This window comes from Baekduia sp. Peel2402, assembly GCF_052567285.1.
The window spans coordinates 4,408,519-4,432,659 of the sequence record NZ_CP199582.1 but is presented as its reverse complement, the minus strand read 5'-3'; the positions used below and the strand labels follow the sequence as shown (position 1 = coordinate 4,432,659).

Sequence of the window (24,141 nt, the reverse complement as noted above, 5' to 3'; positions counted from 1 at the left end):
TTCCGCCTGTCCGTCTTGCTTGCTGCTCTTGTCGCCTGCCTCGCCGTCCCCACGGCCGCCAACGCAGCGACCCTCACCGCCACCCCGTCGAACCTGTCGAGCGCCTTCAGCTCCGCCCAGGCCGGCGACGTCATCGAGCTCGCCTCTGGCTCGTACGGCAACTTCAGCGGCGGTTCGAAGTCCGGAACGGTGACGATCCGTCCCCAAACCGGCGCGACCGCCTCGATCCACCCCGCCCTCAACGGCGCGGCGAACATCCGCTTCGACAACCTGACGATCACGGGCGCCGAGATCTTCGGCTCGTCCCACGACATCGCGATCGTCAACAGCAAGGTCACCGCGTCGACCACGGTCGGCAACGGCAGCGCGATGAACAACGCCAACATCCTGTTCGATAACGACACGTTCGACGGGATCGACGCCTGCGGCAGCTGCTACGAGGGCCGCCTGACCGTGCGCGGCTCCGGCAGCACCTCCTCGCAGCCCATGGGCGTGACGATCACCAACAGCCACTTCGGCAACGCAGGCGAGTCCGACGGCGTCCAGATCATCGGCGCGGCCACGGGCGTGAAGATCGGACCCGGCAACGAGTTCGTCGGCATCCGCCAAGGCGGCTACAGCCGCCACGTCGACTCGATCCAGCTCTACGGCTCCAGCCAGACCCAGATCGTCGGCAACTACTTCCACAACAACGACACGATCCTCATGGCGCCCGACGGCGGCGACCGCGAAAACGTCTCCAACAACGTGATGGTGGGCAGCGGCGACTACCAGCCCGCGGTCCAGTTCGGCCACCACAACGGCTCGACGTTCATCCACAACACCACCAAGAACATCGACGTCAACACCTATGTGGTCAGCGGCGACTCCTCGCCCAACCGCAACATGGTCTCGCGCGACAACATCGTCATCAACGGCTCGCTGAACGCCAGCGGCTGCTCGGCATGCACCGTGTCCTACAACCTGTTCACCAGCGGCAGCACGGGCACCAACGCCATCACCGGAACACCGGTCTTCGTCGGCGGCACCGCCCCGACGACCTACGCCGGTTGGGCGCTTAAGGACGGCTCGCCCGGCAAGGCCAACGCCTCTGACGGCACCGACCGCGGCATCAACGTCTCCGGCGGCACGCCGGTCGATCCGCCGGCCGACACCACGCCGCCCGACACGACGATCGCCTCCGGCCCGTCCGGCACGATCACCACCTCCAACGCCTCGTTCGGCTTCACCTCCAACGAGTCCGGCAGCACCTTCCAGTGCAAGATCGACGCCGGCAGCTACGCGTCCTGCACCAGCCCCAAGGCCTACACCGGCCTGACCGACGGCAGCCACACGTTCTCGGTCCGCGCCACCGACGCGGCCGGCAACGTCGACGCCTCGGCGGCCACGGCCACGTTCACGGTCGACACGAGCACGCCGCCGCCGGCCGACACGACCGCGCCCGACACGACGATCAGCTCCGGCCCGTCCGGCACGATCACCACGAGCAGCGCCTCGTTCGGCTTCACCTCCAGCGAGTCGGGCTCGACGTTCGAGTGCAAGATCGACGCCGGCAGCTACGCGTCCTGCACCAGCCCCAAGGCCTACACCGGCCTGGCCAACGGCAGCCACACGTTCTCGGTCCGCGCCACCGACGCCGCCGGCAACACCGACGCGTCGGCCGCGACGAGCACGTTCACGGTCAACGTGACCGCGCCGGACACGACCGCGCCGAACACGACGATCAGCTCCGGCCCGTCCGGCACGATCGCGACGTCCAGCGCCTCGTTCGGCTTCACCTCCAGCGAGTCGGGCTCGACGTTCCGCTGCAAGCTGGACTCGGGCAGCTACGCCTCGTGCACCAGCCCGAAGACCTACAACAACCTGACCGACGGCAGCCACACGTTCTCGGTCCGCGCCACCGACGCAGCCGGCAACCAGGACGCCTCCGCGGCGACCCGCACGTTCACGGTCGACACGACGCCGTCCGACACGACCGCGCCGGAGACGACGATCAGCTCCGGCCCGTCCGGCACGATCAACGACGCGACGCCGGCGTTCGGGTTCTCCTCCTCGGAGTCCGGCAGCACGTTCCAGTGCAAGGTCGACGCCGCCGCGTGGTCGTCCTGCACCAGCCCGAAGACGATCGCCGCGCTGGCCGACGGCGCCCACACGTTCTCGGTCCGCGCGACCGACGGCGCGGGCAACACCGACGCCTCCCCGGCAACACGCTCGGTGACGGTCGACACGACCGCGCCGAAGACGACGCTCACCTCGGCGCCGCAGCCGGTCTCGCTCGGCAGCTCCGCGACGCTCGCGTTCGGCGCCGACGAGGACAACGCGACGTTCGAGTGCCAGATCGACGGCGGCGCATGGGCGGACTGCACCAGCCCGGCGACGTTCACCGGCCTGGCGCTCGGCAACCACACCGCGGCGGTGCGCGCCACCGACGCGGCCGGCAACGCCGAGGCCGCCGGCCCGTCCGCCTCGTGGCTGACGGTCGCGCTGCCGACGATCCCGGAGGTCTCGACGCCCGACGCCGACACGGACGCGCCCGACGCGCCCGACGTGCCGGACACCGACACGCCCGATCCCGCCCCGGCCCCCGCGGCCCCGGTGCTGACCCTGGTCCGCCCGACGATCGGCTCGACGTTCACGTCGAAGCTGAGCGCCGCCGCGACGGCCGCCGACAGCGACGGCGTCGCGAAGGTCGAGTTCTGGGTCGACAACACCCGCGTGGCCGTCGACAAGGCGGCGCCGTACAGCACCAGCTACACGGCGCCCAGGTCGCTGTCCTACGGCAACCACACGCTGTCGGTCCGCGCATTTGACAAGAAGGGCGCGGCCTCGTCGGTCGCCATCGCCGTGACCCGCGTGAAGGCCGGCACGACCGCCAAGGCCCGGACCTCCGTGGCCCGTGTCGCGGCGGCCAACGGCTGGCGGATCTCCAGCGCCGCGGTCGGCAGCGTGACGCAGCTCGACGGCCTGGCCTCGGCCGGCCGCCAGCAGACCATCACCTACACCAAGTGCAGCGACACGTCGGGCAAAGTGCTCGGGACGCAGAAGGTGCGCTCCGACGCCGCCGGCAAGGTGTCCTCGACGCTGCCCACCGCGGGCGCCTGCGTCCTGAAGGTCGCCTGACCCTCAGCAACATCCAGTAGAACGCAAACCGGGCCGGCTTTTCCTACGCCGGCCCGGTCGCGTTTTGAAGCTGTAGCGCTTGCTGCGGGCTAGGCGACCGCGCGCTCGCTGATGCCAGCGACTGCCACGGGGACGCCGCCGCGCATGAGCGACTCCTGCGCCGCCTCCATCGCCGCCACGACCTCCAGGCCGAGGTAGGCGTGGGAGCGCGGCGTGGCGCCGGTCCGGATGCAGCGGGCGAAGTCCTGCAGCTCCAGCGACAGCGGCTCGGCCGGCTCCAGCCGCGGGGCGACGATGTCGCCCGAGCGGTAGGTGAGCTGGTACTCGCCGAAGTTCTCCGGCGTCTCGAACTCCATGCCGCGGTCGTAGATGCGGATCGCCTCGTCGCCGGCGGTGTCGTCGTACTGCACCATCCGGCGGCTGCCGACGACGACCATCTGGCGGACCTTGCGGGGCGCCAGCCACGACAGTTCGATGTTGGCGGTCGTGCCGCCGGCGAACGTCACGGTCAGGAACGCCGTCTCCGGCACGCCGCTCTGGAAGACCGAGCGCCCGTGGGCGGCGACCTGGACGATCGGCTCCTCGAGCCAGTGCAGCAGGATCGACAGGTCGTGCGGCGCGAGGTCGCAGATGACGCCGTCCTTCTGGTACTTGCCCAGGTTCATGCGCGCCGACGTCACGAAGTACATGTCGCCGAGCACGTCGCGGTCGATGAGCTGGCGGACCTTGGCGACCGGCGGGCTGTACAGGAACGTGTGGCCCGGCATCAGCAGCACGTCGCGCGTGTTGGCCGTGTCGACCAGGTCGAGCGCGTCGAGCGTCGTCGTCGCCAGCGGCTTCTCCACCAGCACGTGCTTGCCGGCCAGCAGGGCCGCCTTGCAGATCGCGTGGTGGGTGTGCGGCGGCGTCGCGACGATCAGCGCGTCGATCGTGTCGTCGTCGAGGATCATCTCGAGGTCGTCGATGACCGGGACGTTGGGGACCTTGGCCGAGAACGCCTGGCCGCGGGCGAGGTCGCGCTCGCAGAGCGCGACGAGCTCGAACTCCGGGCGCTCCATGACGTTGCGGACGAGGTTGGGACCCCAGTACCCGTAGCCCACCACAACCGTCCGCAGCGGGGGCTCGGGGGTGTTGATCTCACCGATCCGGGAGGGGAACCTGCGGGTCTGCATGGTGCGTCGTGCCTCCATCAGTTCTCGCCGCCAAAGGTCCGCACCGCATCCACGATGCGCTGGACGTCCTCATCGGACATGGTCGGGAAGAGCGGCAGCGTGAGGATCTCCTCAGCGAGTCGCTCCGCCACCGGGAGGCTTCCGGCCTCCATACCGAGGTCGGCGTAGGCCTCGGTGCGATGGATCGGGAAGGGGTAGTGGACGGCCGAGGCGATGCCATGGGCGTCCAGGTGCTCGCGCAGTGCCTCCCGATCGGGCGTGCGCACGATGAACAAGTGGTAGACGTGATCGCCGTCCAGCGTCGCCGCCGACGGCAACTGCACCGACGTGCCCTCCAGCCCCGCGCGGAGCGCGGCGCCGAGGCGGCGGCGGTCGTCGTTCCAGCCGTCGAGACGGCGGAGCTTGACGCGCAGCAGGGCGGCCTGGAGCGCGTCGAGACGCGCGGTCGTCCCCACCACCTTGTGGTGGTAGCGCGGCTGCTCGCCGTGCGAGCGGATCAAACGGATGCGGTCGGCCAGGCCCTTGTCGGCCGTGACCACCCCGCCGCCGTCACCCCAGCCACCGAGGTTCTTGGTGGGGTAGAAGGAGAAGCAGCCGACGTCGCCGATCGTGCCGACGCGCTGGCCGCCGACGAAGGCGCCGTGGGCCTGAGCCGTGTCCTCGATGACCTTCAGCCCGGCGGGCTTGGTCACCTTCAGCAAGGCCTCCATGTCGACCGTCGAGCCCATCAGGTGCACCGGGATGACCGCGCGGGTGCGCGGGCCGATGGCCTCCTCGACCGCGTCGGCGGTGATCAGGTGCGTGGACGGGTCCACGTCGACCAGCACCGGACGGGCGCCCGCGAGGCTGACGGCCTCGGCGGTGGCGATGAACGAGTTGGACGGCAGGATGACCTCGTCGCCCGCGCCGATGCCCAGGCCCTTGAGGGCCAGGACGATCGCCTCGGTGCCCGAAGACACGCCGATCGCGTAGGGGGAGCCGCAGTACTCGGCGAACTCCTGCTCGAAGGCCTCCAGCTCGGTGCCCATCGTGAAGGCGCCCTGTCGAGCCACGCGCTCGACGACGGCCAGCAGCTCCTCCATGAGCTCCGGGTCGGCCGGGTCCAGCTTCGTGGTCGGGATGCGCTCGAGAGCCTGCGTGTTATCGGTCAAGGTCATGCCGCGCTCCTCACGGCGGTCAAGGTCGTCGGAGCGCAGCCGCGCTCCACCAGGGCGGTCCGCAACGCTGCGCGGCCGCGGTGGTGCAGGCCGTGCACGGAGGGCTCGGTCTTGCCCATCGCGCCGGCGATCTCGGTCGGCGAGAGGCCGACGAGGTGACGCAGCACGATCACGTCGCGCTGCTCGTCGGGCAGGTCGGCCAGCGCGAGGCGCAGCTCACGCGAGCGGTCCTCGTTGCCCTCGGGCATGCGCTCGTCGGCGCCGTAGACCTCGGCGGCGGGGACCGCGCGGCGCTTGCGCACGTGGTCGATGGCCGCGTTGTGGGCCAGCCGCAGGATCCACGCCGAGAACGGCACGGCGCGCTGCTCGTACTTGCCGATGACGACCATCAGCTTGGTGAAGACCTGCTGGGTGACGTCCTCGGCCTCGTACTCGTCGCGGACGATCGAGCGGACGTAGCCGTAGACGTTGTCGGCGTAGCGCAGGTACAGGAAGCGCAGCGCCTCCCGGTCGCCCTGCTTGGCGCGGGCCACCGCAGCCGAGACGAGCGGCTTGGTCGCCGAGCTCTCGTCCAGCGACGTCTTGGCGCGGAACGAGCCGGGGGCGCGCTCGGCGCCGAGCTGGTCGGCGCGAGCCTTGAGGCCATCCTTGGCCGGGGCGGTCATGCTGCCACCACGGCGAGTCGACGGTCCTGGTCGGGCTGCTTGAGCAGCCCGTGCGTGTAGGCGTAGTGCGCGGCCTCGGTCCGGTTGGCCACGCCCAGCTTGCGGTAGGTGTTGGAGAGGTGGAACTTGACCGTCTGCTCGGTCACCCACAGCTCCATCGCGACCTGGCTGTTGGAGGCGCCGGCGGCAACCAGCCGCAGGATCTCCAGCTCGCGGGTCGTAAGGTCCGGATGGTGCGGGTCGCTCGCCGCCGCAGCCTGTCGCGGCGCGGTCAGCGGGTGGTACACCGCGCCGAGCGCGAGCTGGCGGATCAGCTGGCCGATGCCGGCCGTTCCGACGCTCACCGACACGACGGCGTCAACGCCGCGGTCGTGGGCCTCATGGAGCCACTCGGAGTCCATGTCGCCCGTCAGCAAGATGATCTTGCCGCTCGACGCGTGGCGCACGTTGGCAAGCGCACCGGCGCTGGCCGAATGCGGCGTGTCGGCGTAGACGACGACCAGGTCGTGGTCGACGAGCGAGAGCGCGTCGTCCCACGGACGGCGGCCGTCGAGGAAACCGACGACCTTCATGCTCGGCACGGACTGCAAGCAGCCTCGAACCGACTCGGCCGCCAACTGTCCGTCAGCGACGATCACTACGCGCATCACGCCTGAACCTCCGTGACGCCCTGCTGAACTGCAATCCCCAGATCCACCATGATCCACCCCGTGCCTTCTCGGCAGTTGTGGGGCCTTGGCGTGCGTCCTGCACCTCCTCGGCCCTACTTGCGGTACACCCTGAATGCTGCGGCCGAGCGGGGTTCGGTGGCAGGGGATATCCGGGTGGCGGAGCCGGTGATGTTCTGCTCGACCAACGGGGCAGGCGAGCCACCGCAGTGGGTGAGATCTCTCACCCGAGCCTCCTAACCGATGCGCTAGGGAGCCCTTTAGTGGCACGGCGCCGCTCGCCGAACACCGGAAGGGTGGTCGGTGGAGAAACGACGGAGGCGGTGTGGGTGCCCTAAGCCTCGTCCGGCGCTTCGCCGCCGGAGGCGGCGAAGGTGGCCCGGATGCCGTTAGCGATCGAGATCGCCTCGGCTTGCGAGTGGGCGCCGAGCTTGCGCAGCACGCGCTTGACGTGGGTCCGGACGGTGTCGCGCGCGAGGACGAGGTCGTCGGAGATCTGGTCCACCGAGCGCCCGGCGCAGAGGAGGTCCAGGACCTCCCACTCGCGCGGGGTGAGCTTCGAGCGCACAGGGCGCACGCCCTGGCCGCCGACCGGCAGCGCCCGCAGCGACTCGATCAGCCGCCAGGTCAGCTCGGGGCCGATGACCGGCTCCCCCGCGGCCATGCGCCGCACCGCCGCCACGACCTCCTCGGTCGGTACGCCCTTGACCTGGTGCCCGGCCGCGCCCGCGCGCAGGCCGACCATGCCGAGGTCGACGTCGTCGGAGGCGGTCAGCAGCAGGATCCGGACCGTCGGGGCGCGCGCGACGATCTGCCGGGTCGCCGACAGGCCGTCGATGTTCGCCATGACGATGTCCATGATCATCACGTCCGGCTTGTAGTGCGCGGCCAGCTCGATCGCGTCGCGGCCGTTGTCGGCCTCGGCGATGACGGTCAGGCCCGCGTCTTGCAGGGCGGCGCGCAAGCGCCCGCGCAGCTGATCGTCATCGTCGACCACGACGACGCGTGCGGGCTGCCGTGCCTCATGTCCACCGTTCGCCGCGATGTCCCTAAGTATTGCTTGAGTCGTCACCGCGCGCGACCGAGAGGATCGCCTCGCGCACGAGCGGCAGGTCCGTGGTCTTGGGTACGTGCAGCGCCACGAGGCGCGCTTCGTCGGGCGCGACGAGGTCCGGCTCGAAGCCGCTGAAGGTGACGATCGGGACGCCGGTGGCCGCCATCTCGCGCAGCAGCTCGGCGGGCGGCGGGCCCGGCATCTGGAGGTCGAGGATCACCACGTCGGGCGCCAAGGCGACGACCTGGGCCAGCGCATCGGTGCCGTCGGCGACCTCGCCCACGACCTCGATCGCGCCGTCCTCCCGCTGAAGCGCCCAGCGCAGCAGGGCGCGCATCTCGGCGGCGTCGTCAGCAAGCAGGACCCGAAACGGCGCGCTCATGCGGCCGGCAGCTCGACGGTCACGATCGTGGCGCCGTCGTCGCGCACCTGCATGTCGATCCGGCCGTTGGCGCGCTCGACGAGGCGGCGGACGAGCGGGAGGCTGACCCCGGCGCCGACGAGCGGGCCGCGCCCGCGCGGGCGCCCGAACGGCTCGAGCGGCTGCGTGCCCTCGCGCGCGGGGGTGCCGTTGTCGAAGAGCTCGACGATCACGTCGTCGCCTTCGACGCGGCCGGTGATGCCCAGGCGCGTGGCGCCCGCCGACAGCGCGGCGCGCAGCAGGTGCGAGAAGACGCGCTGGGCGTCGCGCGGCGCGACCGCGGCCCGCGGCAGCGGCTCGCGCTGAAGGTGGACCGGCACGCGGTCCATGAAGAGCTGAAGGTCCGCGACCGCGGCGTCGAAGGGCGCGTCGAGGTCGCAGGTCGCGGGATCCTCGAGCGCGCCGGCCGCGCGCACGACGTCGAGCAGGTCGTCGACGTAGCGCTGGGCGCGATCGCCGCCGGCGTGCAGCGCGCGCAGCGCCTCCTGCCCGCCGGTGCCGAGGTTGCCCCCGGTCTGCTGCTCCAGGACGGCGGCGGCGCCGCGCATGAGCGCGATCGCCTCGCCGAGCTGGTGGGCGGCCAGGGCCGCGAAGTACTCGAGGCCGTCCTGCCGTGCGGCGAGCGAGCCCGCCGTCGCAGGATCCTCCTCGGTCATTCCTCGGCCGGGAGCCCGTCCTCGAGCATGCCGGCCCGCAGGCGCGACGCGGCAGCGACCGCGTCCCGACGGGAGCGGACCTCGAGCTTGCGCAGGACGTTCTTGACGTGCGAGCGGACCGTCTCGACCGACACGACGAGGCGATCAGCGATCTCGTCCGTGGACAGGTCCTGGCAGAGGAGGTCGAGGACCTCCCACTCGCGGGACGTGAGCTGGCTGCGGATCGGACGCATGCCCGCGGAATCCGTGCGCACCATGCGCAGGTCCTCGATCAGGCGCATCGTCAGCCGGCGGGTGATGACCGCCTCGCCGTTCTTCGCGCAGCGCAACGCGCGCGGCAGGGCGTCGATCCCGACGTTCTTGCACAGGAACCCGGAGGCGCCCGCGCGCAAGGTCATGAGCCCGACCTCGTCGTCGTCAGACGAGGTGAGGATCACTACGCGCACGTCCGGCGAGGTGCGGCGGATCTCGCCCATCGCGGCCAGGCCATCCATGCCCGGCATGATGAGGTCCATCACGACGACGTCCGGCGTGTAGTACGCGGTCAGCTCGACGGCCTCGCGACCGGAGCCTGCTTCGGCGATCACGGTAATGCCGGCCTGCTGCAGCACGTCGCGCAGCATGCGTCGCGCGAGCGGATCGTCGTCCGCCACGATGACGCGCAGCGGCGCGTCCCCGTCAACCTTGAATTCCATCCCCAATGAGCCCTTCCCGGTCTCGTCCCCAACCGGTTATCTCCGCAACCGGAGAAGCAAAGAAAAGAGCAAAGACATCACCCACGTGGGGTATTTTTCGACCCCCAAGCAGGAAAACGGACGATCGTGCAGGTGGCCGCGTAAGGCGTTCGGGCCCGAGCCGTTGCGCGGGATTTGCGGCCGCGTAGGCGGTTCCCTGGGGATTGAAGGGAACCGCCACGCGGCCACGCGCCGCCAGGCACGGACCGTCCGGTGCGTTCCCGGCCCACGCGGCGTTGCACGATCGAGGGCTCTCCTGCCGGCGGACCGTGCGCCCGGAAAGCTACGACGGACGCAACCGGCACGAGGGTGACTTGCATGCGCACCCGCGAGGCAGGTCGCTCTTGGTCCGTGGGTTAGGAAGTTCCCCCATGCCCGTCCCGCATCTGCCGATTCAATGGGGACGAGCAGGTTTCCGGAGGACACGACGTTCATACGGAACATGGGGATTGATCAAAGTGAGCTCCGAAGCTGACGTGGACCCGGACGGTCACGACGCGATGGACGACGACCGCCGTCGGCGGCCGACATCGCGGTGGTGGCGCAGTCGCGCGCAGAGCGCGGCCGATGGCCCGACCCCGGATGCTGATGCCGCGGGCGCCTCTGGCTCCCCTGCGCCGGACCACCGCCAGCAGCTGGCCGACGTCGGCCACGAGCTGAAGACGCCGCTGTCGATCATGCTCGCGCTCTGCACGCGCCTAGAGGAGTCCGGCCGCTTGGCGGACGAGGACGCCGAGGACGTCGCGCGGATCCGCGCCAACGCCTACTCGATGCTGCGCCGCGTCCAGGACCTGATGCTCGTCGCCCGCCTGGAGAACGCCGACCAGGCCCTGGAGGCCGCGGTCGTCGACGTCGCCTCGATCGTCCGCACCTGCGTCGGCGGCTTCAGCGAGCTGGCTGCGCAGCGCTCCCTGGACCTGCGCCTCGGCGTGCCGGACCGCCTGCCCGCGGTCGCCGACGAGGAGAAGCTCGTCTCGGTCGTCAGCAACCTGGTGGCCAACGCGATCCGCCACGCGCCCGCCGGCGGCATCGTGCGCTGCTCGCTGTCGACCGCGCCCGGCCGCCTGATCCTCCAGGTCGCCGACAACGGCCCCGGCGTCCCGCCCGACGCGCGGGAGCACATCTTCCAGCGCTACCGCCGCGGCGCGAAGTCCGCGGGCACCGGCCTCGGTCTGGCGATCGTCAACGAGATCGCCCAGCTGCACGGCGGCACCGTCACCGTCGGCGACGCCCCTGAGGGCGGCGCGCTCTTCACTGTCGAGCTGCCCCTGCGCACCCAGCGCGCCTCTTCACAGCGCACCGCTCCTCAGCGCTCACTGGCCCTCGCCGACCGCCAGAAGGCGATCGTCGAGGAGCTGCGCGCCGAGCTGGGCACCGCGTCCTAGCGGCCCCCGCTCAAATTTCCAGGCGCGCGTCCTCGAGGTCGATGTCGCGCTCGATGCGGCGCATGATGTCGTCGGTGATGTCGCCGCGGTTGCGGGCGCGGACGATCTCGGCGCGTTCGGCGGCCAGGACGTGGCGGCGGAGGCGCTGGAAGGCCTGTGAGCCTTCCTCGATGTCGCCATCGTCATCGTCGTCCAGGCGGGCTTCGAAGCGCCGGATCCGGAACTCGTAGCCGCGACGCATGCGGTCGGCCGAGGCCTCGCGGACCCATTCCTCGTCCTCCAGCTCCTCGATCCGCGCGATCGCCGCGCGCGAGGCCGCGATCCGCGCCTGGGCCTCCTGCTCGAAGACCGTCTCGTCGTCGTCGTAGACGCCGGCGACCTCGATCAGCTTGCCGAGCGTGAGGCCTTGCCCGACGACCGTGATCAGGATCACCGCGTAGGCCAGGAAGATGATCAGATCGCGGCCGGGGAACGGGTCGCCCGCGTCGGTGGTCAGCGGGATCGCCAGCGCGACGGCCAGCGACACCGCGCCGCGCATGCCCGACCACCCCAGCAGCAGCGTCAGCCAGTAGTCGGGCGGGTCGGTCTCGGTGGCGTTGCCGCGGATCCGCGGCAGCTTGCGCACGAGCAGGCGCGAGGCGATGTTGAAGGGGAACAGCCACGCCATGCGCGTCGCCAGGACGGTCCCGGCGATCGCGGCCGAGTACCCGAGCAGCTCCCCGGTCGAGTAGCCGTCGAGGCCGTCGACGACCGTGGAGAGCTGCAAGCCGATCAGGACGAACAGCGCGGCGTTGAGGCCGAAGCTCAGCAGCTCCCAGAAGCCCGTGATCTGGATCCGCGTGGACGGCGTCACCAGCTCCGGCGAGCGCCAGCCGAGGTAGAGCCCGACGGTGACCGCCGCCAGCACGGCGGAGACGTGCAGCGCCTCGGCCGGCAGGTAGGCGACGTAGGGCGTCAGCAACGAGACCGCGGTCTCGGTTGGCGCGTCGTCCAGGCGGGCGCGCAGCCATGCGACCGCCCAGCCGACCGCCAGCCCGATCGCGACGCCCGCGGCCGCGCTCAGCACGAAGTCGCCGAAGGCGTTGAACGCGCTGAACGTCCCGCTGACGACGGCGGCGATCGCGAACTTGTAGGCGATCAGGCCGGTCGAGTCGTTGATCAGCGACTCGCCCTCGACGATCGAGACCAGCCGCCGCGGCGCGTGCGAGCGCACGGCGATCTGGGTGGCCGCGACCGGGTCGGTCGGCGAGACGACCGCGCCGAGTACGAACGCCGCCGCCCACGGCAGGCCGACGACGTGGTGGGCGACGAAGGCGACCGTCACGGTCGTCGCCGCGACCAGACCGACCGCCAGCAGCCCGATCGGCTTGTAGTTGGTCTTCAGGTCGTGGATCGATGTGAAGAACGCCGCGCCGTAGAGCAGCGGCGGCAGGAACGCGATCAGCACGACGTCCGGGTCGAGGACCAGCTCGCTGACGCCCGGGACGAACGCGAGCGTGGTCCCCCCGATCACGAGCAGGATCGGGTACGGGATCTGCGTGCGGTCCGCGAGTAGGAGGAAGGCCCCGGCGCCCAGGAGCACCGCGAGGACGACGAGGTCGCCGTGCATCGCGGATCAGACTACGACGCGGTGCTCAGCGTCGCGACCGCGAGCGCCGCGACACCTTCGCCGCGGCCGACGAAGCCGAGGCCTTCGCCGGTCGAGGCCTTCACGTTGACCTGGTCGCCGTCGACGCCCAGCGCGGCCGCCAGCGTGGCCCGGATCTCGGCGCGGTGCGGCGAGAGCTTCGGGCGCTCCATGATCACGGTGGTGTCGACGTGGTCGACGCGCAGGCCCTTGGCGATCACGCGGCCGACGACGTCCTGAAGCAACGCGATCGAGTCGGCGTCCTTGTAGGCCGCGTCGGTGTCGGGGAACAGCGCGCCGATGTCGTCCAGCCCGGCGGCGCCGAGCAGCGCGTCGATCACCGCGTGAACCAGGACGTCGGCGTCGCTGTGGCCGTCCAGCCCTTTGTCATAGGGGATGGTCACGCCGCCGAGGATCAACGCGCGGCCTTCGGCGAGGCGATGCGAGTCCCAGCCGATGCCGGTGCGGACGGACGGCGCGGCGCTCATGACGGTCCGATCGGCTCCAGGGTTACGTTGCGATGCGAGAACGTGGCGATCTCGGTCACGCCGACGTCGCTGAGCAGCTCCATGGCCTTCTCGTACTCAAAGCCGAGCTGCTCGGGCGTGTGGGCGTCGCTGCTCAAGGCAATGGGATTGCCTGCGTCGACGACCATCTCCAGGAACGCGCGGTCGGGGTAGATCTCCCCCACCGGCTTGCGCAGCCCCGCGGTCGACAGCTCGATCGCGATCCCCGACTCGGCGATCTGCTCCATCGCGAGGTCGTAGTAGAAGCGCAGGTCCTTGTCCGGCCAAGGGCGCTCCTTGCCCCAGTGCTTGACGAGGTCCGGGTGGGCCATGATGTCGAACAACCCGGAGGCGGCCAGCTCGCCCAGCCACGTGAAGTAGGTCTTCCACACGTGATCGGCCGAGCGCGCGGAGTTCCACACGTCGAAGCGGTCGTAGTCGAGCGCGCCCTCGGCGAGGAAGTGGATCGAGCCGACGACGTAATCCCAGTCGCGCGCCTCCAGCAGCGAGCGCATCTTGTCGTCCTTGCCCGGGATGAAGTCGGCCTCGATGCCGAGCTTCAGGTCGGTGCGCTCGCGCACAAACTCGGCGTAGCGGTCGATGTCGTCGTGGGCGTTCTCGATCCACAGCGGGTGCTGCCAGACGTCGAGCGCGGCGGTGAAGCGGTAGATGTGCTCGGCGACGCCGAGCTCCTGGATCCCGCGGTCCGCCGCGGTCTCGCGGTAGCGCTCGGCGTTGGCCTCGGTGAAGTACTCCGAGGCGGGCGTGTTCTCTCCGTCGGGACGGAGGTGGACGTGATAGTCGGTCAGCAAGGGGAGATCAGCGCGACCGCGATCGCAGGATGAGGTCCGCGAGGCGCAGGTCGTCGGGGGTCGTGACTTTGAAGTTCTCGCGTGGGCACTCTACGAGGCGGACGGTTCCGCCCAGTCCCTCGACCAGCGACGCGTCGTCGGTGGCGCCGGCGACGACGTCGTGGGGCTGGTCGAGCGCGCGGCTCAGGATCTCGCGACGGAAGACCTGCGGGGTCTGCACGGCCCAGAGACCGTCGCGGCGCACGGTCTCGGCGACGGTCGCGGGGCCGTTCGGGCCGTCGCCGCCGCCGGGCGCTTCGCGCTTGAGCGTGTCCGCCTCGCGCGAGGCCGCGATCGCGCCGTCGGCGGCGTCGTCCAGCCCGGCCAGGACCGCGCGGATGATCTCCGGCGTCACGAGCGGGCGCGCCGCGTCGTGGACGAGCACTGGGTCGCCGGCCAGCGTGTGATGCAGCGCGGCGCGCACCGAGTGCGAGCGCTCCTGTCCGCCGAAGACGCCGGAGGTCCCGGCCGGCGGCTCGACGCCCGGGGGCGTGGCCACCACGATGTGCCCGATCTCCGGGACCGCCTTGAGGGCGTCGATCGACCATTCCAGCATCGGACGACCCCCACACATGACGAACGCCTTGGGACCGGGGTACCCAAGGCGTTCGCCACGTCCGGCGGCCACGACGAGCGCGACCGCAGACATCAGTGGTTCTACTTCGCGGCGGCGGCCAGGCGCTCGGCCGACGACTTCAGCAGGTCGTCGAGGTAGGCCTCGGCGTCGTCTTCGCTCTTCTCAAGCGCGTACATGAGCTCGGAGGCGAGGATCTTCTTGGCGCGCGTGAACATCTGCTTCTCGCCGGTGGAGAGGCCCTTGTCGTGCTCGCGGATCGCCAGGTTGCGGACGACCTCGGCGAGCTCGTAGATGTTGCCGGTCTTGATCTTGTCGCGGTTGTGCTTGAACCGGCGGTTCCAGTTCTTGGGCATCTCCGACAGCTCGTCCTGCAGGACGGCGAGGACCTTCTTGACGGTCTCCTCGTCGATGACGCGACGGAGACCCGCGACGCCCGCGTTCTCGCAGGGCACCATGACCGTCATGTCGTTGTGCAGGATCTTGATGGTGAGGTACTCGCGCTCCTCACCGAACATCTTCTTCAGTTCCTTCTTGAGGACCTGCCCAGCCCCGTGGTGGGGATAGACGACGTTGTCGCCGATCTCGAAATCGATGTTCTCGACGACGACTTCGATGTCGAGGTCTTCCAGCAGTTGCTCTTCGGTGCTACCGGGAATGGTGGTCCTCCTTGGCTTGGGCCGCGCGCCGAGGAGACGAGCAGCCACTGTGTTCCGTCCAGGCCTGTTTCACGCAGGCTCGGTCAGGTCTGCAGGTACCGATCGACGAGGTTGATCTCCTGCAACCGGCGAAGGCCCTCACGGATGTCCTTCGCACGAATCTCTCCGACGCCCTCGACGGTCTCGAGCTCCGCGTCCGTCGCGGCGAGCAGCTCGTCGAGGCCCCCGAACTCCTTCACGATCTGGGCGACGACGAGCTTCGGGAGCCGGGGGACGCGCCCCAGGATCCGGAAGCCGCGCGGCGAGACCGGGTAGTCGAGGGTGTTCAGCTTGCGGTCGTAGCCCATCAGCTCGGCGAGGCGGCCGAAGTCGAGCAGGTCCTGATGGGGCATCCGCCCAAGTTGGTCCAGCGCGGCGGCGAACGTCTCGTCGGAGTCCGCGGCCAGGTAGTCGTGGATGAGCGCGGCCTTGTCGGCGGCGACGCCGACCATGACCTCCTCGAGCTGCATCTCGATCAGGCGGCCCTCGGTGCCCAACTCCACGATGTAGCGCTCGATCTCGACGGCCATGCGGGTGACCAGCTCAGAGCGCTGCAGCACGGTGAGCACGTCGTGCAGCGTGGCGCCGCCCTCGAACTCCAGCGCGGTGAGGCGCGTGGAGACCTGGTCGAGGCGCGTGCGGTACTTGTCGAGGGTCGCCAGGGCCTGGTTGGCCTTGGCGAGGACCACCGGGATGTCCTCGAGGATGTACTTCGCGCCGTCGACGTAGAGGCTGACGACCTCGCGCCGCTGGGAGATCGCGATGACGATCGCGTCGGTCTGCTTGGACACGCGCTCGGCGGTGCGGTGGCGCGTGCCGGTCTCCAGCGTCAGGACCGTCGGGTCCGGCGTGAGCTGGACGTTGGCCATCGCGATCTTGGTGGCGTTGGCGTTCAGGACGATGCCGCCGTCCATCTTGGCCACCTGGTAAAGCAGCGCGGGCGTGTAGTCGACGTCGAGCTTGATGCCCCCGGAGAACAGGAAGCTCAGCTCGTCGTGATCGCCGATGACGAGGAGTCCGCCGGTGTGCGCGTGGAGGATGTTGTCGAGGCCCTCGCGGAGCGCCGTACCGGGCGCAACCATCTCCAAAGCCTTGACGAGACGGGGCTCTTGACGACTTTCCAGCTCGTTCAAATCGTCGCCGGATCGCTGCGCCATCACGACAATTCTACCAGGGCTCCTTTAGATCGGCCTTACCGGGGCACGAGCGTTTTTCAGAATCTGGCCGGATGGCCAGGAGCGCGCCAAATCCGTGCCAGATCAGGTGATCCGAGATCCGCGACGTGCTAGGCAGCGACCGGCTCGCCCGCGGTCGCGAAGGCGGCCTTGAGCGCGTGGCGCAGGGTCCGGGCGGAGCCGGGGTGCACGGGCGCGCCGAGGCCGAACTTGGTCGACTCCTCGACGCGGCGCTCGGGGTGGCCGACGGTGCGCAGCTCGCCGGTGAGGCCGAGCTCGCCGAAGCAGGCCAGCGGCTTGTTCTCGGTGCCCAGCGCGATGCCGCGCTGGGCGGAGGCGACGGCCAGCGCGATCGCCAGGTCGGCGCCGGGCTCGTCGATGCGCACGCCGCCGACGACGTTGACGAAGACGTCGGCGGAACCGGTGCCGACGTTGGCGTGGCGGGAGAGGACGGCGAGGACGAGCGCGAGGCGGTTGCGGTCGATGCCGGTGACGACGCGGCGCGGCGGCACGATCTCGGATGGCGAGACCAGCGCCTGGACCTCGACCAGCAGCGGTCGCGAGCCCTCCATCGCGGCTAGGACGACCGAGCCGGGCTTGCCGGTGGCCTCCCCCACGAACCGCGCGGACGGATCCAGGACCTCGACCAGGCCCCCTTGCTTCATCTCGAAGACGCCGGTCTCGGAGGTCGAGCCGAAGCGGTTCTTCAGCGCGCGGAGGGTGCGGTAGGTGCGCTCACGCTCGCCCTCGAACTGCAGCACGCAGTCGACGAGGTGCTCGAGCACGCGCGGGCCCGCGATCGAGCCCTCCTTGGTGACGTGGCCGACGAGGATCACGGTCGTCTGGACCGCCTTCGCCGTGCGCATCAGCCGCGCCGCGACCTCGCGGACCTGGCCGACCGAGCCAGGCGCGCCGGTGAGGTCGGACGCGTTGAGCGTCTGCACCGAGTCGATCACGCAGACCTCGGGCCGGTGGTGCTCGATCGTCGCCAGCACCGCGTCCAGGTCGGTCTCCGCGAGCACCGGCACATCGAGCGCGCGGCAGGCGCCGTGCTCCAGCCGCTCGTGACGCAGCTTGATCTGCGCCGCCGACTCCTCGCCCGAGACGTACAGCGCGCTGCTGCCCGCGCCGGTGATGTTCCCCATCGCCATGCCGGTGAGCGTCGACTTGCCGATGCCCGGCGAGCCGCCGAGCAGCACGAGCGAACCCGGCACGAGGCCGCCTCCGAGCACGCGGTCCAGCTCGCCGATCCCGGTCGACAGCCGCGCGACCGCCGTCGCCTTGACGTCGCGCAGCGCCACGGGCGTCAGCGCCGCCCCGGCCGCACCGCGCCGCCCGATCGCACCGCCGCCGCCTCCCCCGCCACCGCGCGCGGACGCCACCGGCGCCCGCTCCTCGACCAACGTGTTCCACGCACCACAGCCCGGGCACTGGCCATGCCAACGCGCCTCGGCGTGGCCGCATTCGGAGCAGACGTGGATCGTGGAGGGCTTCGGCATGCGGGCCAGCCAGAGTAGGGCGGCGACCCGATGGATCCGCCCGTCGCGCGCCTTCTAGAGCGCGATCTCCGCAACGGCCCAGCAGAACGCGGCGAAGACGTAGAAGCCGGTGAGCATGCCGCGCAGGACGCGCAGCGCGGTCGGTGCTCCGGCCTGGGCGTGGGTGAAGGCGGCCAAGATGGAGGTGATGATCGGCGCGGGTGCGAGGAGGCCGGCGACGCGGGAGCCGGCGGCGGAGGCGAGGGCGGTGATGGCGAGGACCATCGCAGCGGCGCAGGCCGCGCGGACCGGCAGGTCCCAGGCGGGCGGTGGCGGGGGCGGCGGCGCGCTCGGCGTGTCGGCGGTGGCCGGGAACCAGCGTGCGGCGGCGGCGAAGGACGCGCAGGCGGCGAGGAGGCCGATCGTCGGCGGGATGTGGACGGCGGCGGTGAGCAGCGCGAAGGCGACGGTCCCCAGCGCGAAGGTGAGCCAGGCGGCGAGCAGCGCCAGCGGCCAGCCGCGTGGCGCGGCGAGCGCGTAGGCGACGACAAAGCCCGTCAACGAGATCAACCCCAACAACGCCGCCGTTGCCGCACGGCCGGCGAAGGGGCCGTCGTGGACGACCGCCAGGACGAGCAGGATCGGGCCGCCGACGACCGGCAGCCCGCCGACGAGGCCGCCGATGCGCGGGCCGAGCCGCCGTGCGGTCAGCGACGCGCCGACGACGAACGCGGGCGCGAGCGTCAGCTTGAGGGCGAGGACGAGCAGCGGCGGCGGTCGTGCGCGTCAGTCGTCGTAGGCGCTGCTCTCCAGGACGCAGAAGACCGCGCCCTGAGGATCGAGGCCGACGGCGAAGCGCCCGGTCGGGACGGCCATCGGCTCGACGATCACGCGGCCGCCGGCGTCGGTGGAGCGCTTCAGCGCGGCGTCGACGTCGTCGACCCCGATGTAGACCGTCCAGTAAGGCTGCTGGATGTCGCGGGTCGCGCGCATGATCCCGGCGATGCCGCGGCCCTCGTGGGCGATCGACATGTAGGCCCCGCCCGCGCCTGGGATCTCGGCCACCGACCAGCCGAACAGACCCTCGTAGAACGGCGCGGCGCCCTCCGGATCCGTGGTCTGGAGATCGTCCCACGCCCAGGCGCCGACCTCGTTGACGACCTCGGCGCCCGCGAACGGACCCGGCTGCCAAAGCAGCGTCACGCCGCCCTGCGGATCGGCCACGGCGGCCATCGTCCCGATGCCAGGGATCTCCATGGGCGGCAGCGTCGACGTCCCGCCGAGCGCCTCCGCGGACGCCACCGAGGCAGCCGCGTCCTCGACGTTCACGTACATCGACCACGCTGGCGGCATGCCCGCGGCGCGCTGCTCGTCGTTGAGCGCCGAGAGCCCGCCTACGACCGCGCCGTCGTGCTCGAAGTACCAGTAGGCGCCCTCCATCACCTCGCGCGCCGTCCAGCCGTGCAACGCGCCGTAGAACGCGATCGCGCCCTCGACGTCCGGCGTCGTCAGGTCGATCCAGCACGGCGTGCCCGGCGTGTATCCCTGCTCGCGGCGTCCCATGAACGCGAGCCTACCCAGCCGCCAGCGCGCCCAGAACGTCTTCCACCAGGTCCGTCGTGTCCTCGATCCCCGCGCTGAAGCGGATCAGCCCGGGCGGGACGTCGTCGGTGCCCCAGCGCTCACGGCGCTCGGCGGAGGAGTGCACGCCGCCGAACGAGGTGGCCTCGGCGACCAGCGCGGAGCGGGCGAGGAAGGCCTGGGCGGCGTCGGCGCTCTCCAGGGTGAAGGTCAAGACGGAGCCGAAGCCGGGGTAGCGCGGATCGAGCGAGGCGGGCAAGGCCTCCAACAAGGCCCGCGCGTTGGCCTCCGCACGCTCCAGCCGGACCGCCAACGTCGGCAGCGAGCGATGCGCGAGCCAGACCTCGAACGGCCCCGGGATCGCGCCCGCGATCGCCCGCCAGGAGCGCATCGCCCCCAGCCACTCGGTGTCGCGCGTCGCCGCGTACCCCAATACGAGGTCGCTGTGACCGGTCAGGTGCTTCGATGCGCTCGACACCACCACGTCGGCGCCGTCGTCCAGCGCGCGCTGGCGCAACGGCGTCGCGAGCGTCCCGTCGACGACCAGGCGCGGCGGCAGCGCGGCGAGCCGCGGGATGTCCACCAACGTGAGGCCCGGGTTCGACGGCGTCTCGACCCAGAGCACCGTCGCGCCGTCGGCGGCGGCCACGAACGCGTCGGTCGAGGAGGGGACGAACCGCACCTCCACGCCCGCCCGTTCGAGGTGCTCGGTCGCGATCACCCGCACGCCGGGGTAGGCGTCGTGCGGAGCGACCAGCACGTCGCCGGGACCGAGCACCGGCAGCAGCGTCGCCGCCACCGCCGCCATGCCCGACGCGAAGACGAGCGCATCGCCGCCCTCCAGCGACGCAAGCGCGTCCTCGTAGGCGCTCCACGTGGGGTTGCCCGTGCGCCCGTAGCCGCCCGGCCCGGCGTCGCCCACCCAGTGGTTGGCCGCCTGGAACACGGGCCCGGCCAGGAACGGCGCGCCGTGCGCCGGATCGCCGAGGCCCGCGTGGACGACCCGCGTGGAGTCGCCCTGGCCCGCGCCGCTCACAGCGCCGCCGCCCGCACACACGACTCAAAGCCGCTGCCCTTGTGCGCCGCGTCGCAGAACGGCTTGCTCTGCGACTGCCCGCACCGGCACAGCACGATCGGCCGGCCGCGGTCGTCGGGCGGCGGCGTCAGCTCGACGCCCTCGCCGTCCACGATCCGCACCGCGCCGGTGATCTTGTAGGGCCCGTCGTCGCGGACCTTGATCTCAACCGCCATGGGACCAAGCCTAAGCGGTGCGGGTTTCGCCCTCTGGGCGAACACCCGCGACCTGATCCTCGCCCCTGGGCGAGCGATCAGGCGTGTTCTTTGCGCTTCTCCACCAGCGACACGAGGTGGTCGACCACCGCCGGCGCCGACTTCTTCAGCTTGCGGATGTCCCACGACGTCAAGGTCACCAACAACATCGACGACGTCGCCACCACCGTCGCGTTGCGCTGCGACCGCTCCAGGACGCCCATCTCGCCGATGACGTCGCCCGCGCCCAGCTCGGCGATTTTCTCGCCGCCACGGGTCACTTCGGCCGTGCCCTCCTCGATCGCGAGGACGTCGTAGGAGTAGTCGCCCTCGCGGACGAGCTCCTTGCCGGCGGGCACCGACACCTCCGCCGCCAGCGCGGCGACCTGCGACAGCGCGTCGTCGTCGAGGTCGGAGAAGACCGGGATGCTCTTGAGCCGTGCGGTGTCCATGACGCGCATCCTTCCCGATCGAGCGGATTCGTGACAACCCGGAATGACCGAGGGCGGCCACATGGGCCGCCCTCGATCGACATCTATGCCTTGAAAGGCGCGAGCTACTCGACCTCGGGGTTCTCCGAGCGCGACGCGTCCGGCTCACCCGGGAGGACCTTGTCCTCGGCCGGCTCGTCCGAGCCTTCCGATGCCTCACCCGCGGCGCCGACGCCGACCGGCTTGGGCGCCTTCTTCGGCGCGACCACCTCCAGCGTGACCTCGGGATCGCCCTCGGGGCGGTCCTCCGGGGCCTTGCCAACCATGACCGTGCCGCCGGGCATCAGCTCGGCGCGCAGGACGAAGTCGGCCAACGGGTCCTCGATGTAGCGCTGGATCGCGCGGCGCAGCGGACGGGCGCCCATCGCGGGATCCCAGCCCTTCTCCACCAACAGGTCCTTGGCGTCGTCGGACAGCTCCAGCTGGAGCTCCCGTTCGGCCAGCGACTCGCGGATGCGACGCAGCAGCAGCTCGACGATCGTCTTGATCTCGTCCTTCTGCAGCTTGTGGAAGACGATGACGTCGTCGATGCGGTTGAGGAACTCAGGCCGGAAGACCTTCTTGAGCTCGCCCATGACGCGCAGCTTCATGTCGTCGTACGTCATGCCCGTCTCGTCGTCGCTCACGGCGAAGCCCAGCGGCGTGTTCCGAGCGATCTCGGACGCGCCGATGTTCGACGTCATGATCACGATGGCGTGACGGAAGTCCACGGTGCGGCCCTGGGAGTCGGTCAGGCGACCGTCCTCCAGGATCTGCAGCAGGATGTTGAAGACGTCCGGGTGCGCCTTCTCGATCTCGTCGAGCAGGAGCACGCAGTACGGCTTGCGCCGCACGGCCTCGGTGAGCTGGCCGCCCTCGTCGTAGCCGATGTAGCCGGGAGGCGACCCGACGAGGCGCGACACCGCGTGCTTCTCCATGTACTCGGACATGTCGATGCGGATCATCGAGTCCTCGTCGCCGAACAGGAACTCGGCGAGCGTGCGGGCCAGCTCGGTCTTGCCGACGCCCGACGGGCCGAGGAACACGAACGAGCCCGTGGGCCGCTTCGGGTCCTTCAGTCCGGCGCGCGAGCGGCGGATCGCCTTCGAGATGACCTCGACGGCGGCGTGCTGCCCGATGACGCGCTTGTGGAGCTCGTCCTCCATGCGCATCAGCTTCTGGGTCTCGGCCTCGGTGAGCTTGAACACCGGGATGCCGGTCCACATCGAGACGATGTCGGCGATCTCCTCCTCGCCGATGGCCGGACGCTCGGCGCCCTCGGCCTCGCCGGCCTCCCACTGCTCCTCGAGCTCGCGCTTCTTGTTCGTCAGACGCCGCTCCGTGTCACGGAGGCTGGCGGCCTTCTCGAACTCCTGCGCCTCGATCGAGGCCTCCTTGGCGCGGCGCGTCTCCTCGATCTCCTCTTCGAGCTCCCGGTAGACCGGGGGCGAGGTCATCGACTTGATGCGCATGCGCGACGCGGCCTCGTCGATGAGGTCGATGGCCTTGTCGGGCAGCTGGCGGTCGGAGATGTAGCGGTCAGCGAGCTCCGCCGCGGCCTCGAGGGCCTCGTCGGTGATCTCGATCTTGTGGTGCTGCTCGTAGCGGTCGCGCAGGCCCTTGAGGATCTGCACCGTCTCCTCGGGAGACGGCTGCTCCACGCGGATCTGCTGGAAGCGCCGCTCGAGCGCGGAGTCGCGCTCCAGGTACTTGCGGTACTCGTCGAGCGTCGTCGCGCCGATCGTCTGCAGCTCGCCACGCGCCAGCGCGGGCTTCAGGATCGAGGCGGCGTCGATCGCGCCCTCTGCGGCACCCGCGCCGACGAGGTTGTGGATCTCGTCGATGAACAGGATGATGTCGCCGCGCTGGGTGATCTCCTTCATCACCTTCTTGAGGCGCTCCTCGAACTCGCCGCGGTACTTCGAACCGGCGACGAGGGCCGCGAGATCCAGCGTGTAGATCTGCTTGCCCTTGAGCAGCTCGGGCACGTCGGCGTTCGTGATCCGCTGGGCCAGGCCCTCGACCACGGCGGTCTTGCCGACACCGGGCTCGCCGATCAGCACCGGGTTGTTCTTGGTGCGGCGCGAGAGGATCTGCATGATCCGCTCGATCTCGTTCTCGCGACCGACGACCGGATCCAGCTTGCCGTCCTGGGCGAGCTTGGTGAGGTTGCGGCCGAACTGGTCGAGCAGCTTGGAGGACTTCTTGCCCTCGCCCGCCGCTCCGGCGCCCGCGGCGCCAGCCGTGCCGGTGCCCTGGCCGCCCTGACGGCGACCGCCGGGCCCGCTCAGCATGCGGATGACCTCGTTGCGGATCTTCTCGGAGTCGGCGTCGAAGTCCAGGAGGATCCGGGCGGCGACGCCCTCGTTCTCACGGACCAGGCCGAGCAGGATGTGCTCGGTGCCGATGTAGTTGTGGCCGAGGCTCAGGGCCTCGCGCAGAGCCAACTCCAGCACCTTCTTGGCGCGCGGCGTGAACGGGATCTGACCGGAGGTGACCTCCTCGCCAGAGCCGACGATGCGAACCACCTGCGCGCGGACGCGCTCGACGGTGATGTCGAGCGACTCGAGGACGCGGGCGGCGAGCCCCTCCTCCTCGCGCAGCAGCCCGAGCAGGATGTGCTCGGTGCCGATGTAGTTGTGCTTGAGCGTCCTCGCCTCTTCCTGGGCGAGCACGACCACCTGGCGGGCTCGCTCTGTGAATCGCTCGAACATCTTGGGGAACGTCCTTCCTACTGCGGGGGGAGAGTCGCTAGCGGTCGGTCGAAGAGGTGGTCCGGATGGAAATTCGTCGCTGAAGGTGAAACGGTGCTGGAGGTCACCGAGTTACCCGATCTACCCTTCTATTCGACCGTAGGGGCCGGAAGGATGAGCAGATCAG

23 protein-coding genes are annotated in these 24,141 nt (G+C 70.5%); 2 read left to right on the top strand and 21 right to left on the bottom strand.

The annotated features are described in order from the left end of the window. Positions 1 to 15: 15 nt before the first annotated feature. Positions 16 to 3,120 (top strand): Ig-like domain-containing protein, encoded by a 3,105-nt coding sequence (locus tag ACT01A_RS21720; RefSeq protein WP_445149191.1) that lies wholly within the window; start codon positions 16 to 18, stop codon positions 3,118 to 3,120. A gap of 89 nt (positions 3,121 to 3,209) precedes the next feature. Here ACT01A_RS21720 and ACT01A_RS21715 read toward each other — a convergent pair whose 3' ends face one another. The 8 genes from ACT01A_RS21715 to ACT01A_RS21680 all read right to left on the bottom strand — a co-directional run bounded on the left by ACT01A_RS21715 (position 3,210) and on the right by ACT01A_RS21680 (position 9,608). After that, a complete protein-coding gene (locus ACT01A_RS21715; RefSeq protein ID WP_445149190.1) occupies positions 3,210 to 4,292 on the bottom strand; it encodes a Gfo/Idh/MocA family protein in 1,083 nt (360 codons plus the stop codon). A gap of 17 nt (positions 4,293 to 4,309) precedes the next feature. Further along, on the bottom strand, positions 4,310 to 5,449 hold the full coding sequence (locus ACT01A_RS21710; protein WP_445149189.1) for a DegT/DnrJ/EryC1/StrS family aminotransferase: 1,140 nt from the start codon (positions 5,447 to 5,449) through the stop codon (positions 4,310 to 4,312). After that, positions 5,446 to 6,114 carry an RNA polymerase sigma factor gene (locus ACT01A_RS21705; RefSeq protein WP_445149188.1) on the bottom strand — a complete coding sequence of 223 codons (669 nt, stop codon included), beginning with the start codon at positions 6,112 to 6,114 and terminating at the stop codon, positions 5,446 to 5,448. The genes ACT01A_RS21710 and ACT01A_RS21705 overlap by 4 nt, the downstream gene beginning before the upstream one ends. Next, positions 6,111 to 6,686 carry a helix-turn-helix domain-containing protein gene (locus ACT01A_RS21700; protein WP_445149187.1) on the bottom strand — a complete coding sequence of 192 codons (576 nt, stop codon included), beginning with the start codon at positions 6,684 to 6,686 and terminating at the stop codon, positions 6,111 to 6,113. Before ACT01A_RS21700 ends, ACT01A_RS21705 begins: the two co-directional genes overlap by 4 nt. A gap of 430 nt (positions 6,687 to 7,116) precedes the next feature. Next, on the bottom strand, positions 7,117 to 7,779 hold the full coding sequence (locus ACT01A_RS21695; RefSeq protein WP_445149186.1) for a response regulator: 663 nt from the start codon (positions 7,777 to 7,779) through the stop codon (positions 7,117 to 7,119). 52 nt (positions 7,780 to 7,831) lie between these two features. Next, the gene (locus ACT01A_RS21690) at positions 7,832 to 8,218 is read right to left on the bottom strand and encodes a response regulator (RefSeq protein ID WP_445149185.1); all 387 of its coding nucleotides are present in this window, start codon (positions 8,216 to 8,218) and stop codon (positions 7,832 to 7,834) included. Next, the gene (locus ACT01A_RS21685; RefSeq protein WP_445149184.1) at positions 8,215 to 8,913 is read right to left on the bottom strand and encodes a sensor histidine kinase; all 699 of its coding nucleotides are present in this window, start codon (positions 8,911 to 8,913) and stop codon (positions 8,215 to 8,217) included. The genes ACT01A_RS21690 and ACT01A_RS21685 overlap by 4 nt, the downstream gene beginning before the upstream one ends. Continuing rightward, positions 8,910 to 9,608 (bottom strand): response regulator, encoded by a 699-nt coding sequence (locus tag ACT01A_RS21680; RefSeq protein WP_445149183.1) that lies wholly within the window; start codon positions 9,606 to 9,608, stop codon positions 8,910 to 8,912. Before ACT01A_RS21680 ends, ACT01A_RS21685 begins: the two co-directional genes overlap by 4 nt. 497 nt (positions 9,609 to 10,105) lie before the next feature. On the opposite strand from ACT01A_RS21680, the gene ACT01A_RS21675 reads away from it, so the two are divergent. Beyond that, entirely contained in the window at positions 10,106 to 11,032 is a 927-nt protein-coding gene (locus tag ACT01A_RS21675) for a sensor histidine kinase (protein ID WP_445149182.1), read from the top strand. Between the two features lie 10 nt (positions 11,033 to 11,042). Here the strand turns inward: ACT01A_RS21675 and ACT01A_RS21670 are convergent, their stop codons facing one another. From ACT01A_RS21670 to ACT01A_RS21610, 13 genes are all read right to left on the bottom strand, one after another. Further along, the gene (locus tag ACT01A_RS21670; RefSeq protein WP_445149181.1) at positions 11,043 to 12,641 is read right to left on the bottom strand and encodes a Na+/H+ antiporter; all 1,599 of its coding nucleotides are present in this window, start codon (positions 12,639 to 12,641) and stop codon (positions 11,043 to 11,045) included. A gap of 11 nt (positions 12,642 to 12,652) precedes the next feature. Continuing rightward, entirely contained in the window at positions 12,653 to 13,147 is a 495-nt protein-coding gene (gene ispF, locus ACT01A_RS21665) for a 2-C-methyl-D-erythritol 2,4-cyclodiphosphate synthase (protein WP_445149180.1), read from the bottom strand. Next, positions 13,144 to 13,977: a histidinol-phosphatase gene (locus ACT01A_RS21660; protein ID WP_445149179.1), complete on the bottom strand. Its 834-nt coding sequence runs from the start codon at positions 13,975 to 13,977 to the stop codon at positions 13,144 to 13,146. Before ACT01A_RS21660 ends, ispF begins: the two co-directional genes overlap by 4 nt. Positions 13,978 to 13,984: 7 nt before the next feature. Further along, positions 13,985 to 14,665 carry a 2-C-methyl-D-erythritol 4-phosphate cytidylyltransferase gene (gene ispD, locus ACT01A_RS21655; protein ID WP_445149178.1) on the bottom strand — a complete coding sequence of 227 codons (681 nt, stop codon included), beginning with the start codon at positions 14,663 to 14,665 and terminating at the stop codon, positions 13,985 to 13,987. An 8-nt stretch (positions 14,666 to 14,673) separates the two neighbouring features. Next, complete coding sequence (locus ACT01A_RS21650; protein ID WP_445149177.1) at positions 14,674 to 15,297, bottom strand: CarD family transcriptional regulator; 624 nt, start codon at positions 15,295 to 15,297, stop codon at positions 14,674 to 14,676. 35 nt (positions 15,298 to 15,332) lie between these two features. Continuing rightward, entirely contained in the window at positions 15,333 to 16,445 is a 1,113-nt protein-coding gene (gene disA / locus ACT01A_RS21645) for a DNA integrity scanning diadenylate cyclase DisA (RefSeq protein ID WP_445149176.1), read from the bottom strand. A gap of 128 nt (positions 16,446 to 16,573) precedes the next feature. Continuing rightward, the gene (radA, locus tag ACT01A_RS21640) at positions 16,574 to 17,962 is read right to left on the bottom strand and encodes a DNA repair protein RadA (protein ID WP_445149175.1); all 1,389 of its coding nucleotides are present in this window, start codon (positions 17,960 to 17,962) and stop codon (positions 16,574 to 16,576) included. A gap of 54 nt (positions 17,963 to 18,016) precedes the next feature. Then, the gene (locus ACT01A_RS21635) at positions 18,017 to 18,511 is read right to left on the bottom strand and encodes a hypothetical protein (protein WP_445149174.1); all 495 of its coding nucleotides are present in this window, start codon (positions 18,509 to 18,511) and stop codon (positions 18,017 to 18,019) included. Between the two features lie 216 nt (positions 18,512 to 18,727). Next, positions 18,728 to 19,504: a VOC family protein gene (locus ACT01A_RS21630; RefSeq protein WP_445149173.1), complete on the bottom strand. Its 777-nt coding sequence runs from the start codon at positions 19,502 to 19,504 to the stop codon at positions 18,728 to 18,730. A 10-nt stretch (positions 19,505 to 19,514) separates the two neighbouring features. Continuing rightward, positions 19,515 to 20,558: a PLP-dependent transferase gene (locus ACT01A_RS21625; protein WP_445149172.1), complete on the bottom strand. Its 1,044-nt coding sequence runs from the start codon at positions 20,556 to 20,558 to the stop codon at positions 19,515 to 19,517. Continuing rightward, positions 20,555 to 20,773 carry a CDGSH iron-sulfur domain-containing protein gene (locus ACT01A_RS21620; RefSeq protein WP_445149171.1) on the bottom strand — a complete coding sequence of 73 codons (219 nt, stop codon included), beginning with the start codon at positions 20,771 to 20,773 and terminating at the stop codon, positions 20,555 to 20,557. The genes ACT01A_RS21625 and ACT01A_RS21620 overlap by 4 nt, the downstream gene beginning before the upstream one ends. 77 nt (positions 20,774 to 20,850) lie before the next feature. Further along, on the bottom strand, positions 20,851 to 21,243 hold the full coding sequence (locus tag ACT01A_RS21615) for a cyclic nucleotide-binding domain-containing protein (protein WP_445149170.1): 393 nt from the start codon (positions 21,241 to 21,243) through the stop codon (positions 20,851 to 20,853). 104 nt (positions 21,244 to 21,347) lie between these two features. Beyond that, positions 21,348 to 23,975, bottom strand: coding sequence for an ATP-dependent Clp protease ATP-binding subunit (locus tag ACT01A_RS21610; RefSeq protein WP_445149169.1), 2,628 nt, complete (start codon positions 23,973 to 23,975; stop codon positions 21,348 to 21,350). Positions 23,976 to 24,141 lie beyond the last annotated feature (166 nt).

What these genes read in the sequence shown, in the direction of transcription:
- ACT01A_RS21715 (WP_445149190.1), bottom strand. Translation starts at nt 4,292, where the DNA reads ATGCAGACCCGCAGGTTCCCCTCCCGGATCGGTGAGATCAACACCCCC.
- ACT01A_RS21710 (WP_445149189.1), bottom strand. Translation starts at nt 5,449, where the DNA reads ATGACCTTGACCGATAACACGCAGGCTCTCGAGCGCATCCCGACCACG.
- ACT01A_RS21705 (WP_445149188.1), bottom strand. Translation starts at nt 6,114, where the DNA reads ATGACCGCCCCGGCCAAGGATGGCCTCAAGGCTCGCGCCGACCAGCTC.
- ACT01A_RS21700 (WP_445149187.1), bottom strand. Translation starts at nt 6,686, where the DNA reads ATGAAGGTCGTCGGTTTCCTCGACGGCCGCCGTCCGTGGGACGACGCG.
- ACT01A_RS21690 (WP_445149185.1), bottom strand. Translation starts at nt 8,218, where the DNA reads ATGAGCGCGCCGTTTCGGGTCCTGCTTGCTGACGACGCCGCCGAGATG.
- ACT01A_RS21685 (WP_445149184.1), bottom strand. Translation starts at nt 8,913, where the DNA reads ATGACCGAGGAGGATCCTGCGACGGCGGGCTCGCTCGCCGCACGGCAG.
- ACT01A_RS21680 (WP_445149183.1), bottom strand. Translation starts at nt 9,608, where the DNA reads ATGGAATTCAAGGTTGACGGGGACGCGCCGCTGCGCGTCATCGTGGCG.
- ACT01A_RS21670 (WP_445149181.1), bottom strand. Translation starts at nt 12,641, where the DNA reads ATGCACGGCGACCTCGTCGTCCTCGCGGTGCTCCTGGGCGCCGGGGCC.
- ispF (WP_445149180.1), bottom strand. Translation starts at nt 13,147, where the DNA reads ATGAGCGCCGCGCCGTCCGTCCGCACCGGCATCGGCTGGGACTCGCAT.
- ispD (WP_445149178.1), bottom strand. Translation starts at nt 14,665, where the DNA reads ATGTCTGCGGTCGCGCTCGTCGTGGCCGCCGGACGTGGCGAACGCCTT.
- disA (WP_445149176.1), bottom strand. Translation starts at nt 16,445, where the DNA reads ATGGCGCAGCGATCCGGCGACGATTTGAACGAGCTGGAAAGTCGTCAA.
- radA (WP_445149175.1), bottom strand. Translation starts at nt 17,962, where the DNA reads ATGCCGAAGCCCTCCACGATCCACGTCTGCTCCGAATGCGGCCACGCC.
- ACT01A_RS21630 (WP_445149173.1), bottom strand. Translation starts at nt 19,504, where the DNA reads ATGGGACGCCGCGAGCAGGGATACACGCCGGGCACGCCGTGCTGGATC.
- ACT01A_RS21620 (WP_445149171.1), bottom strand. Translation starts at nt 20,773, where the DNA reads ATGGCGGTTGAGATCAAGGTCCGCGACGACGGGCCCTACAAGATCACC.
- ACT01A_RS21615 (WP_445149170.1), bottom strand. Translation starts at nt 21,243, where the DNA reads ATGGACACCGCACGGCTCAAGAGCATCCCGGTCTTCTCCGACCTCGAC.
- ACT01A_RS21610 (WP_445149169.1), bottom strand. Translation starts at nt 23,975, where the DNA reads ATGTTCGAGCGATTCACAGAGCGAGCCCGCCAGGTGGTCGTGCTCGCC.